The sequence below is a fragment of the Rhizobium sp. WSM4643 genome, from assembly GCF_025152745.1.
In the GTDB taxonomy this organism is placed as follows: Bacteria; Pseudomonadota; Alphaproteobacteria; order Rhizobiales; family Rhizobiaceae; genus Rhizobium; species Rhizobium leguminosarum_I.
Genome location: NZ_CP104040.1, coordinates 1,136,944 through 1,148,561 on the forward strand (window position 1 = coordinate 1,136,944; position 11,618 = coordinate 1,148,561).

Genomic DNA, 11,618 nt, shown 5'->3' on the forward strand with positions numbered 1-11,618 from the left:
AGCGCATTCATTTGCCATTCAGGTCGCGTGAGTACATATTCGGGGCAAGTTGGCATTACCTTGAAAGCATAACACATGGCCTTTCCTCTGAGCGTCGCAGCATTGGCCGCCGGACTGGTGGTATCGGCGCCCTCACCGGACGCCACGAGCACTTTTGTCGTGCGTGTCGGAGGCGATTGCAGCGCCGCCGCCGCCCAGGTCGTCGAGCAGACCGGCGGCCAGTTGCTGTCCGTGCAACCGGTGGGCGATACCTGCATCATCACCGTTCTTGTGCAGGGCAATGGCCAGCGCCCACGCAAAGTCACGGTAAAGGTTCCGATGTAGGCGGAATCGGCTTATTCAGGACATTGATCGATTTGAAGCGGACGAAAGTGGACCGATGCGCATCCTGGTAGTCGAAGACGACGTTAATCTGAACCGGCAGCTGGCCGACACGCTGAAGGAGGCGGGCTATGTCGTCGACCAGGCGTTCGACGGCGAGGAAGGCCATTTCCTCGGCGACACCGAACCTTATGACGCCATCATCCTCGATATCGGCCTGCCGGAGATGGACGGGGTCACCGTTCTTGAAAAATGGCGCGGCGCCGGCCGCGGCGTGCCGGTGCTGATCCTGACGGCGCGCGACCGCTGGAGCGACAAGGTCGCCGGCATCGATGCCGGTGCCGACGACTACGTCACCAAGCCCTTCCACGTCGAGGAAGTGCTGGCCCGCATTCGGGCGCTGATCCGGCGTGCGGCCGGGCATTCCTCATCCGAGATCATCTGCGGGCCGGTACGCCTCGATACCAAATCCTCGAAGGCGACGGTCAACGGCACGACGCTGAAGTTGACCTCGCACGAATATCGGCTGCTTTCCTATCTCATGCATCACATGGGCGAGGTCGTCTCGCGCACGGAACTGGTCGAGCATATGTACGACCAGGATTTCGACCGTGATTCCAACACGATCGAAGTCTTCGTCGGCCGCCTGCGCAAGAAAATGGGCGTCGACCTGATCGAAACGGTGCGCGGTCTCGGTTACCGCATCCAAGCGCCGAAACATGCGAATTAAGTCGCTCACCGCACGTGTGTTGCTGCTGACCACGGTCTGGTCGACGGTGGCGCTGGTGGTGATCGGCCTCTTGATCTCCACCCTCTACCGCAAGAGCGCCGAACGCGGTTTCCAGGATCTGCTGAGGGCGCAGCTCTACAATGTCATCAATTCGGTGACGATCGGCGATCAGGGCGCACTCAGCGGCAGCCCGCAGCTTGGCGACCTGCGCTTTGCCCAGCCGAAGACCGGCTGGTACTGGGTGGTGGAGCCCCTCGGCACCTATACGACAGCTCCGCTGGTGTCGCCTTCGCTCGGCTCGGCGCTCATCCCGGTTCCCTCCGTCGTCGAGGCGCCTTTCGACAAGAATTACGAGCGGTACTATCAGGTGACGGATGCCTCCGGGAACCGTGTGCAGGTGGCCGAGACCGAAGTGGTGCTTGATACCGACGGACGCGCGGCACGCGTCCGCGTCACCGGCAATGTCGATGTCGTCGAGGACGACGTGCGCACCTTTTCCCACAGCCTCTATCTGGCGCTTGCCGGTTTCGGCGTCGGCAGCCTGATCGTCAACGCACTGGCGATTCTCTATGGCCTGAAGCCGCTCGACAAGGCGCGTGCCGCACTGGAGCGCATCCGCGCCGGCGAGAGCGAGCAGCTGAAAGGCGACTTCCCGCGCGAAATCTTGCCGCTTGCCAACGAGGTGAACGCGCTGATCGATAGCAACCGCCGCATCGTCGAGCGGGCCCGCATGCAGGTTGGCAATCTCGCGCATTCGCTGAAGACGCCGATCGCCGTGCTGCTCAACGAGGCGCGCGTCCTCGAAAAATCCCATGGGGAGCTGGTCCGCAGCCAGGCGGAATCGATGCAGGGGCAGGTGCAGTCCTATCTCAATCGGGCGCGCATCGCCGCGCAGCGCGAATCCGTGCTCGCCCGCACCGATGCCGAGCCGGCGCTCGAGCGACTGGTGCGCGTCATGCGCCGGCTGAACGTCGATACTGAATTCGATCTCGTCGTCTCGCCGCCGCATCTGGCCGTTGCCATGGAGCAGCAGGATCTCGAGGAGACCGTTGGCAATCTCCTGGAAAATGCAGCGCGCTTTGCCAAGAGCCGGGTGCGGCTTTCGGCCGTCGAGGCCGGCGAGGATGTGAAGGGGGGTGAGGCGAGCGCGCGCCGCCACTGGGTGGAGCTCGCTGTCGAGGATGACGGGCCGGGCCTGGAGCCGGATCAGATCCGCGAGGCGCTGAAGCGTGGCCGCAGGCTCGACGAAAGCAAGCCCGGAACCGGGCTCGGCCTTTCGATCGTCACCGAGATTTCCAATGAGTACCAGGGACGACTCGAGCTTTCCCGCGGTGAATGGGGCGGGCTGAAGGCGAAGCTTATCCTGCCTGGCGTCACAAAGGATGTTGCATGAGCAACTGCTTGATGTCACAAAGATACTAGCAAATGTATAGCATGCTTTGCCTTAATGCTGACACGGGGACGCTGCACTTCGATCGGCTGAAATTGACCCCTGATCGTGGTTCGACGCAATGATTTTACGCTCGCAAGGCATGATCGTTTCTGCTCTTCTCGTCGCCGTCGCGCTGTCCGGCTGCACGACGACGAAGGGCGCCGCCTCGCGCGGCATTTTTTCGAGCAAGCCCTCGGCATCGGCTGCCTTCATCACCGCGTTGCAGGGCGGCATCGTCGGCCGCAGCGGCGTGACGCTTGGTGACAGCGACAAGCAGCGGGCGCTCGAGGCGGAATATCGGGCACTGGAAGGGGCCGCCGTCGGCCAGCCCGTGCTCTGGACCGGCAAGGACGTGACCGGCAAGGTCGTCGCGGCTGCACCCTATCAGGTCGGTTCGCAGAACTGCCGGCAATATACCCATACGCTGACCGTCGACGGCAAGGACACGGTGGCGCGGGGCGCTGCCTGCCGCAACGACGACGGTAGCTGGTCGCCGCTCTGAATTGCGGCCAATAGAGCGCGCGCTAAGGACGATCTATCGCTTTAAACCAGCACATGGGGATTATGTGCTAACCTCAAATCTTCGTCATTCCGGCTTTGGCAGTTGGAATGAAGGCGCGCTTCACGTATTTGGGCGACATGCTGTTCTGGATTCTCGTTGCCGCTTTGACGGCAGCCCTCGCCGTCATCCTGCTCTACCCCCTTCTGCGCGGAGCGAAGGCGGCGGATAATATCCGTGCGGGCGAGACGGCGGTCTATCGCGACCAGTTGCGCGAACTCGACCGCGATCTCGATGGCGGGCTGATCACCCCGGAAGAGGCTGATTATGCCAGGGCGGAAATCGGCCGGCGGCTGATCGCCGTCTCTGCCGACGAGACGGCTGAGACACCGAAACCCGCGCGGCATCACCGTTTCACCGAGGCCTTCGTCCTCCTGCTCCTGCCGGTTCTCGGCCTCTGTCTTTATTTGACGACGGGCAGGCCGGACCTGCCCTCGCAGCCGCTGGAAGCGCGGCTGGAAAACCCTGGAAATGACCTGGCGGTGCTGATCACCAAGGCGGAACGGCACCTGGCTGAGAAACCTGATGACGGCAAGGGTTGGGACGTGCTGGCGCCGATCTATTTCCGCACGATGCGCATCAACGACGCGCAAGTGGCCTACCGCAACGCCATCCGGCTTCTCGGCCCGAGCCCGGTCCGGCTCGATGGCCTTGCCGAGACGCTGATGGCGGTCTCCGACGGGGTGGTGACGGAGGAGGCGCGGCAAGTGCTGGAGCAATCGCTGACGCTGGAGCCTGACAATCCGCGCGCCCGTTTCTACATCGCCCTCAGCATGGAGCAGGCGGGGCGGCCCGATGAGGCGCGGCAGGCCTTCGAGGCGCTGGCAAAACAATCGCCCGCCGATGCGCCCTGGCTACCGCTGGTCAACCAGCATGTCGCCGTGAACGGCGGCGCGCCGGCAGGCGCCGGTTCGGCTGCCTCAGGCGCCAATCCAGCTGCCTCGGGCGCCAATCCGGCTGCCTCGGGCGCCAATCCGGCCCCCGGCAATCCCACGCAGCAGGATGTGACGGCGGCCGAGACGATGAACGCCGGCGACCGGCAGCAGATGATCCGCGGCATGGTCGAAAGCCTCGATGCCAAGCTCAGCGAGGATCCGAACAATTTCGAGGGATGGATGCGGCTCGTCCGCTCTTACGCCGTATTGAACGACAAGGATCGCGCCTCCGGCGCCCTGAAGCGCGGGCTTGCGGCCTTTCCGCCGCCTGGCGAACAGGGCAGGCAATTGCTGGCGCTGGCCAGGGAACTCGGCATAGCCCCGGAGGGAGCGACGCAATGACGCGCAAGCAGAAGCGCCTGGCGGTGATTGCAGGCGGCATGGGCTTCATCCTCGCCGCCGTGCTGCTGGTGATGTTCGCCTTCAGCCAGTCGGTCGCTTATTTCTACATGCCGGCCGATCTCGCCCAGACGCCGGTGGCGCCGGAAACCCGCATCCGCCTCGGCGGGCTGGTCGGTGAGGGCAGTGTCGTGCGCGGCACCGGCTCGACGGTGGAATTTGCCGTCACTGACGGCAGCGCCAATGCCGTGAAGGTCCAATATACCGGCATCCTCCCCGATCTCTTCCGCGAGGGCCAGGGCGTCGTCACCGAAGGCATGTTCACTGCCGGAACGAACGTCTTCGTCGCCGACACCGTGCTTGCCAAGCATGACGAGACCTATATGCCGAAGGACGTGGCCGACAGGCTCAAAGCCCAGGGACTGTGGAAGGAAGGCCAAGGCCAGGAAGGTCCTGGGAAGGAAGCTCAGGGCCAGGAAGTGAAGGAACAGCAAGTGAAGGCGACGCCATGATCATCGAGATCGGCCATTACGCGCTGGTGCTGGCGCTGGCCACGGCGCTCATCCTCTCCATCGTGCCGGTGATCGGAGCCCGTCGTCACGACCGGGCGATGATGGATGTGGCGACGGTCGGCTCGCTGGCGATGTTTGCGCTTGTGGCCTTCTCCTTCGCCGTGCTGACCTATGCCCATGTCGTCTCGGATTTCTCGGTCGAAAACGTCTGGGAGAATTCGCATTCGCTGGTGCCGCTGATCTACAAATACTCCGGCGTCTGGGGCAATCACGAGGGGTCGATGATGCTCTGGCTGTTGATCCTGACGCTGTTCAGCGCGCTGGTCGCCGTCTTCGGCCGCAATCTGCCGGAGACGCTGAAAGCCAACGTATTGGCCGTGCAGGCCTGGATTTCGGTCGCCTTCACGCTGTTCATCCTGCTGACCTCCAATCCGTTCCTGCGTCTCGATCCGGCGCCGGCCGAGGGCCGCGATCTCAACCCGGTGCTTCAGGATGTCGGCCTGGCGATCCACCCGCCGCTGCTCTATCTCGGCTATGTCGGCTTCTCCGTCTGCTTCTCCTTTGCCGTCGCTGCCCTCATGGAAGGGCGCATCGACGCTGCCTGGGCACGCTGGGTGCGGCCCTGGACGCTGGCGGCCTGGACCTTCCTGACGCTCGGCATCGCCATGGGCTCCTACTGGGCCTATTACGAGCTCGGCTGGGGTGGCTGGTGGTTCTGGGACCCGGTGGAAAACGCCTCCTTCATGCCGTGGCTTGCCGGCACCGCGCTGCTGCATTCGGCGCTTGTCATGGAAAAGCGCGAGGCGCTGAAGATCTGGACGGTGCTGCTCGCCATCCTCACCTTCTCGCTGTCGCTGATGGGCACCTTCCTGGTGCGCTCCGGCGTGCTGACCTCGGTACATGCCTTTGCCAGCGACCCCTCCCGCGGCGTCTTCATTCTTTGCATCCTGCTGATCTTCATCGGCGGGGCGCTGTCGCTGTTTGCCTTCCGCGCGCCGAAGCTTTCGGCCGGCGGGCTGTTTGCGCCGATCTCGCGCGAGGGCGCGCTCGTCGTCAACAATCTGATCCTGACGGTCGCCTGCGGCACAGTGCTGACCGGCACGCTCTATCCGCTGCTCTTGGAAACGCTGACCGGCGACAAGATCTCCGTCGGACCACCCTTCTTCAACCTAACCTTCGGCCTGCTGATGGCGCCGCTGATTGTCATCGTGCCGTTCGGGCCGATGCTGGCCTGGAAGCGCGGCGATCTGCTCGGTGCCCTGCAGCGGCTCTATGTCGTCGCGGGTCTCGCCTTCCTTGCCGCACTGGTCTTCTTCTATATCCAACATGGCGGCCCGGTGCTTTCAATACTCGGCCTCGCTGCCGGGCTGTTCCTCATCCTCGGTGCCATCGCCGATCTCTGGTACCGCGCCGGCATCGGCAAGGTCGCGGGCAGCCTCGCCTGGCGGCGGCTTTCCGGCCTGCCGCGTTCGGCCTTCGGCACGGCGCTTGCCCATGCCGGGCTCGGCGTCACCGTGCTCGGCATCGTCGCGGTGACGACGTTTGAGAGCGAGCATGTCATTGAGATGAAGCCGGGCGAGGTGACCGAGGCCGGCGGTTACAGCCTGCATTTCGACGGCATGCAGCCGGGGACCGGGCCGAACTATACCGAGGAGCGCGGCCACTTCACCATCCGCCGTGCCGGTGTCGCGGTTGCCGATACCTGGTCGGCCAAGCGCCTCTATACCGCCCGGCAGATGCCGACGACGGAGGCTGGTATTCTGACCTTCGGGCTCAGCCAGCTCTACGTCTCGCTCGGTGACGCCACCAAGGACGGCGGTATCGTCGTGCGCATCTGGTGGAAGCCGTTCATTCTCTGCATCTGGGGCGGCGCGGTGTTCATGGCCTTCGGCGGCCTGGTCTCGCTCAGCGACCGGCGCCTGCGTGTCGGCGCTCCGCGCCGCAAGGCGAAGCCGGCAAGGCCGGCAGCTCCCGCAATGGAGCCGGCCGAATGATGCGCTCACACCTTTCTTCCCCTTCTCCCCATCGGGGAGAAGATGCCCGAAGGGCAGATGAGGGGGCCGAGCGGCGGAGCTGCGAGGAGCTTGAGCGCAAGCGAAAGGTCGCCTGTGCTGCGAAGGGTGGCCCCCTCATCCGCCCTGTCGGGCACCTTCTCCCCGAGGGGCGAAGGGGAATGCGGCTTCTCTCCCGGCTCCTCATCGTCCTTTTCGTCCTCTTCACGCCCGTCTCCGCCTTCGCCGTCAATCCCGACGAGGTGCTGGCCGATCCAGCTTTGGAAGCCCGCGCTCGCGCTCTCTCGGCCGAGCTGCGCTGCATGGTCTGCCAGAACCAGTCGATCGACGATTCCAACGCCGATCTGGCCAAGGACCTGCGGCTGCTGGTGCGCGAGCGCATCACCGATGGCGACAGCGACGAGGCGGTGCTGACCTACATCGTCTCGCGCTACGGTGAATTCGTGCTGCTGAAACCGCGTGTCAGCATGAAGACGGGGCTGCTCTGGGGCGCACCGCTGCTGCTGATCCTTGCCGGCGGACTGTCACTGCTGGTCTTCGCGCGCAAGAGGGCCGGCAAGCCGACCGGCAGCAAGCTGACGGCAGACGAGCAGGCGAAGCTGAGCGAGCTTCTGAAAAAGTAAACGGTTAGCCGCTAATCCTCCATCATGACCGGCGGCAGCGAAAAGGCGGGCGCGCAGCGCAGGGTCCCTGACGAGAAGCTGTTGCGGGTGAAATCCATATGAGTTTGCCGTCAGACAAACATTGCAAACATTACGAACTTTTCATTGGCCGGACAGTTCGCAGTAAGGTGCGGCGTCCTATATCTTCAGTCATCGACTGATCCGGCGTCGCCGGTCTGAAGATCCAAGAACAAGAGAAGGTGCTCCAATGCTCAAGAATTTCAACGGACGTCCGTCCCTCGCCACTGTGCTCAAGGCTTCTACCGTTGCCGGTATCGCAGCCGCTGTGCTCGCAACCGGCGTTCCGCTCGAAATCACCCGGTCCTATGCCGAAGCTGTCAAGGTTCAGGCGCCTGCCGTTCCGAGCTTCGCCAATGTCGTCGATGCCGTTTCGCCGGCCGTCGTTTCTGTCCGGGTCGAAAACCGCGTCAATCCCGTCACTGACAACAATGAAGGCTTCTCCTTCGATTTCAACGGTCGCGGCTTCGATGACCTTCCCGACGATCATCCGCTGAAGCGGTTTTTCAAGCAGTTCGGCCAGGATCCGAATGATCAGCAGGGTCATCAACGGCGCTTCGGCCAGAACGGACCGAATGGTGGTCCGAACGGTCCGGGCGGCAAGGGTCGCCTCCGCCCCGTCGCCCAGGGCTCCGGCTTCTTCATCTCCGAGGATGGTTACATCGTCACCAATAACCACGTCGTTTCCGATGGCCAAGCCTTCGTCGCGGTCATGAATGACGGCACCGAGCTCGATGCCAAGCTGATCGGCAAGGATCCGCGCACCGACCTCGCCGTGCTGAAGGTTGACGGCAAGGGCAAGAAGTTCACCTACGTCAACTGGGCCAACGACAACAACGTCCGCGTCGGCGACTGGGTCGTCGCCGTCGGCAACCCCTTCGGCCTCGGCGGCACGGTCACGGCAGGCATTATCTCGGCCCGCGGCCGCGATATCGGCTCCGGTCCCTATGATGATTACCTGCAGGTGGATGCCGCCGTGAACCGCGGCAACTCTGGCGGCCCGACCTTCAACCTCAACGGCGAAGTCGTCGGCATCAACACCGCGATCTTCTCACCGTCGGGCGGCAGCGTCGGCATCGCCTTCGCCATTCCCGCCTCGACCGCCAAGGACGTCGTCGCCGATCTGATGAAGGACGGCCAGGTCTCGCGCGGCTGGCTCGGTGTCCAGATCCAGCCGGTAACCAAGGACATCGCCGAATCCATCGGCCTTTCCGAGCCGAGCGGCGCCCTTGTCGTCGCCCCGCAGGCCGGATCGCCGGGTGAGAAGGCCGGCATGAAGGCCGGCGACGTCGTCACCGCGCTGAACGGTGAAACGATCAAGGATGCCCGCGATCTCAGCCGCCGCATCGGCGCGATGCAGCCGGGCAGCAAGGTCGAGCTTTCAGTCTGGCGCGCCGGCAAGGCCCAGCCTCTCACCGTCGAACTCGGCACGCTGCCGGCCGACCAGAAGGATGCGTCTGCCGATGACAACAACCAGCCACAGCAGCCTGAGGCACCGGCTTCCGAGAAGGCGCTTGCCGATCTCGGCCTGACGGTCGGTCCTTCCGACGACGGCAAGGGCCTGGCGATAACTGGCATCGACCCGGATTCCGAGGCGGCCGACAAGGGCATCAAGGAAGGCGAGAAGATCACCTCGGTCAACAACCAGGAAGTCTCCACCCCCGACGATGTCGTCAAGGCACTGAACCAGGCCAAGAAGGACGGCCGCACTCGGGCGCTCTTCCAGATCCAGTCCAGTGAAGGAAGCCGTTTCGTCGCGCTTCCGATCAACGGACAGGGCTGATCCCTAAGATAGCTTGGAGCCGTGCGGACGAAACTCCGCGCGGCTCGATTCTTCTGATCTTTGAAGGATGATCCCCATGACCGCCGCTCCCCAGGAAGATGCTTTGAGCCTTGCCGAAACGCAGCCGGTGGGTAATGTCGGCCGCATGAAGATTCTCATCATCGAAGATGATCTCGAAGCCGCGGTCTACCTCACCAAAGCCTTTCGCGAAGCGGGCATCGTTGCCGATCACGCCAGCGACGGCGAGAGCGGCCTGTTCATGGGGTCGGAAAATACCTATGACGTCATCGTCATCGACCGCATGCTGCCGCGCCGCGACGGGCTTTCCGTCATCAGCGAGTTGCGCCGCAAGGCCATCCATACGCCTGTCCTCATCCTCTCCGCGCTCGGCCAGGTCGATGACCGCGTGACCGGTCTTCGTGCCGGCGGCGACGACTACCTGCCGAAGCCTTATGCCTTCAGCGAGTTGCTGGCGCGCGTCGAGGTGCTCGGCCGCCGCAAGGGCACGCCGGATCAGGATGTCGTCTATCGCGTCGGCGATCTCGAGCTCGACCGGCTATCCCACGAGGTGCGCCGCGGCGGCAAGGAGATCCCGCTGCAGCCGCGCGAATTCCGCCTGCTCGAATATCTGATGAAGAATGCCGGCCAGGTGGTGACCCGCACCATGCTGCTCGAAAACGTCTGGGACTATCACTTCGACCCGCAGACCAACGTCATCGACGTTCATGTCTCGCGCCTGCGCTCGAAGATCGAAAAGGACTACAGCCAGCCGCTCCTGAAGACCATTCGCGGCGCGGGGTATATGATCAAGGATGAGGGATGAGCCGTTTCAGGGTTCTTTTCAAGTCCACCGCAGTCCGCCTTTCGGCACTCTATATCCTGCTTTTCGCCATCTGCGCCGCGACGCTCGTCTTCTATGTGACGGCCATGTCGGAACGGTTGCTGACGGGCCAGATCCGCGACGCCGTCAGGCAAGAGGTGGAGCAGGTGCAACGGGCCTATGACACCGGCGGCATGAACCTCCTGCTGCGCACCATGGAGCGGCGTGCCCGACAGCCCGGCGCCAACCTCTACATCATTGCCGGCCCCTCGGGCGATATTCTCGCCGGCAACGTCGCCTCAGTGCAGCCGGGTGTCTTCGAGGAGGTCGGCTGGACCTCCGCGCCCTTCATCTATCAGCGTTATACCGACAGCGGCATCGAGCGCCGCCACAGGGCGATCGCCAATATTTTCGTGCTCGACAACGGCCTGAGAATCCTGATCGGCCGCGATCTCGGCGACCCCGAGCGTTTCCGTCTGCTGGTGCGCCAGGCACTGATGGTGGCATTGGCGATCATGGGACTTGGCGCCATCATCATCTGGTTCGCCATCGGCCGCAACGCGCTGAAACGCATCGACCGCATGTCGGATGCCAGCAAGAAGATCATGGCCGGAGACCTGTCGCAACGCCTGCCGGTGGGCGGATCGGGCGATGAATTCGACCGCTTGTCGATGTCTTTGAATACCATGCTGGAGCGCATCGAGAAGCTGGACGAGGGCTTGCGGCAGGTTTCCGACAACATCGCGCATGATCTCAAGACGCCGCTGACGCGGCTGCGCAACAAGGCAGCCGATGCGCTCGATATCTCCGACGGCGAGACGCGGCGCACCGCGCTCGAAGGCATTATTTCCGAATCGGACCAACTGATCCGCACCTTCAACGCGCTGTTGATGATCTCCCGCGTCGAGGCCGGATCGGTCGCCGCCGAGATGACGCCGGTGGAGCTGTCGGCCATCGTCTCCGATAGCGCCGAGCTTTACGAACCGGCGGCGGAGGAGGCGGGGCTTGGCTTGAGCTCCAGCATCGAGCCGGATGTCGAAGTGCAGGGCAATCGCGAGCTGATCGGCCAGGCGATCTTCAATCTGCTCGACAATGCCATCAAATATTCCTCTGATACCGAAGGCGCGGGCAAAGTGTCGCTGAAACTTTCCCGCCGCCCGGACGGCATCTGCCTTTCCGTGGCCGATCACGGACCGGGCGTTCCCGCCGACCGGCGCGACGATGTGGTGAAGCGCTTCGTCCGCCTCGATGAAAGCCGGTCGAAGCCGGGGACGGGGCTCGGGCTTTCGCTGGTGGAAGCGGTGATGGAGTTGCACAATGGCCGGTTGGAACTCTCCGATACCGATCCTGATAAGCCCGAACAGCGTGGATTGACCGTCAGCATGATCTTCCCCGCCAAGGCTGCCTGATGACTCGATGCCGATGATCGGCTGAATCGCATATTGGCGGTTTTCCGCCAAGACCCTAGTTTAATGCCGGTCGAAGGAGATGTTCC

General features: G+C 63.5%; 11 protein-coding genes. All 11 read left to right on the plus strand.

The window, feature by feature from the left end:
* Positions 1 to 75: 75 nt before the first annotated feature.
* On the plus strand, positions 76 to 324 hold the full coding sequence (locus tag N1937_RS05900) for a hypothetical protein (RefSeq protein ID WP_017963587.1): 249 nt from the start codon (positions 76 to 78) through the stop codon (positions 322 to 324).
* 55 nt (positions 325 to 379) lie between these two features.
* On the plus strand, positions 380 to 1,051 hold the full coding sequence (locus N1937_RS05905; protein WP_003546765.1) for a response regulator transcription factor: 672 nt from the start codon (positions 380 to 382) through the stop codon (positions 1,049 to 1,051).
* Positions 1,041 to 2,444: a sensor histidine kinase gene (locus N1937_RS05910; protein WP_017963588.1), complete on the plus strand. Its 1,404-nt coding sequence runs from the start codon at positions 1,041 to 1,043 to the stop codon at positions 2,442 to 2,444. Before N1937_RS05905 ends, N1937_RS05910 begins: the two co-directional genes overlap by 11 nt.
* A gap of 118 nt (positions 2,445 to 2,562) precedes the next feature.
* Complete coding sequence (locus N1937_RS05915; RefSeq protein ID WP_017963589.1) at positions 2,563 to 2,985, plus strand: lipA protein; 423 nt, start codon at positions 2,563 to 2,565, stop codon at positions 2,983 to 2,985.
* A gap of 137 nt (positions 2,986 to 3,122) precedes the next feature.
* Positions 3,123 to 4,319 carry a c-type cytochrome biogenesis protein CcmI gene (gene ccmI / locus N1937_RS05920; protein ID WP_441005666.1) on the plus strand — a complete coding sequence of 399 codons (1,197 nt, stop codon included), beginning with the start codon at positions 3,123 to 3,125 and terminating at the stop codon, positions 4,317 to 4,319.
* The gene (gene ccmE / locus N1937_RS05925; RefSeq protein ID WP_222296617.1) at positions 4,316 to 4,828 is read left to right on the plus strand and encodes a cytochrome c maturation protein CcmE; all 513 of its coding nucleotides are present in this window, start codon (positions 4,316 to 4,318) and stop codon (positions 4,826 to 4,828) included. Before ccmI ends, ccmE begins: the two co-directional genes overlap by 4 nt.
* Complete coding sequence (locus tag N1937_RS05930; protein ID WP_222296615.1) at positions 4,825 to 6,822, plus strand: heme lyase CcmF/NrfE family subunit; 1,998 nt, start codon at positions 4,825 to 4,827, stop codon at positions 6,820 to 6,822. The genes ccmE and N1937_RS05930 overlap by 4 nt, the downstream gene beginning before the upstream one ends.
* Positions 6,823 to 7,001: 179 nt before the next feature.
* Positions 7,002 to 7,463 carry a cytochrome c-type biogenesis protein gene (locus N1937_RS05935; RefSeq protein ID WP_260057879.1) on the plus strand — a complete coding sequence of 154 codons (462 nt, stop codon included), beginning with the start codon at positions 7,002 to 7,004 and terminating at the stop codon, positions 7,461 to 7,463.
* 247 nt (positions 7,464 to 7,710) lie between these two features.
* Entirely contained in the window at positions 7,711 to 9,303 is a 1,593-nt protein-coding gene (locus N1937_RS05940; RefSeq protein ID WP_222293098.1) for a Do family serine endopeptidase, read from the plus strand.
* Positions 9,304 to 9,379: 76 nt separating this feature from the next.
* Complete coding sequence (locus tag N1937_RS05945) at positions 9,380 to 10,126, plus strand: response regulator transcription factor (RefSeq protein WP_017963595.1); 747 nt, start codon at positions 9,380 to 9,382, stop codon at positions 10,124 to 10,126.
* A complete protein-coding gene (locus N1937_RS05950; RefSeq protein WP_017963596.1) occupies positions 10,123 to 11,532 on the plus strand; it encodes a sensor histidine kinase in 1,410 nt (469 codons plus the stop codon). Before N1937_RS05945 ends, N1937_RS05950 begins: the two co-directional genes overlap by 4 nt.
* The last annotated feature ends 86 nt before the right edge of the window (positions 11,533 to 11,618 follow it).

Excerpts from the sequence above, each read along its gene's own strand:
- N1937_RS05910 (WP_017963588.1), top strand. The coding sequence starts at position 1,041 with ATGCGAATTAAGTCGCTCACCGCACGTGTGTTGCTGCTGACCACGGTC.
- N1937_RS05950 (WP_017963596.1), top strand. The coding sequence starts at position 10,123 with ATGAGCCGTTTCAGGGTTCTTTTCAAGTCCACCGCAGTCCGCCTTTCG.
- N1937_RS05935 (WP_260057879.1), top strand. The coding sequence starts at position 7,002 with ATGCGGCTTCTCTCCCGGCTCCTCATCGTCCTTTTCGTCCTCTTCACG.
- N1937_RS05905 (WP_003546765.1), top strand. The coding sequence starts at position 380 with ATGCGCATCCTGGTAGTCGAAGACGACGTTAATCTGAACCGGCAGCTG.
- N1937_RS05945 (WP_017963595.1), top strand. The coding sequence starts at position 9,380 with ATGACCGCCGCTCCCCAGGAAGATGCTTTGAGCCTTGCCGAAACGCAG.
- N1937_RS05930 (WP_222296615.1), top strand. The coding sequence starts at position 4,825 with ATGATCATCGAGATCGGCCATTACGCGCTGGTGCTGGCGCTGGCCACG.
- ccmE (WP_222296617.1), top strand. The coding sequence starts at position 4,316 with ATGACGCGCAAGCAGAAGCGCCTGGCGGTGATTGCAGGCGGCATGGGC.
- N1937_RS05940 (WP_222293098.1), top strand. The coding sequence starts at position 7,711 with ATGCTCAAGAATTTCAACGGACGTCCGTCCCTCGCCACTGTGCTCAAG.
- N1937_RS05915 (WP_017963589.1), top strand. The coding sequence starts at position 2,563 with ATGATTTTACGCTCGCAAGGCATGATCGTTTCTGCTCTTCTCGTCGCC.
- ccmI (WP_441005666.1), top strand. The coding sequence starts at position 3,123 with ATGCTGTTCTGGATTCTCGTTGCCGCTTTGACGGCAGCCCTCGCCGTC.
- N1937_RS05900 (WP_017963587.1), top strand. The coding sequence starts at position 76 with ATGGCCTTTCCTCTGAGCGTCGCAGCATTGGCCGCCGGACTGGTGGTA.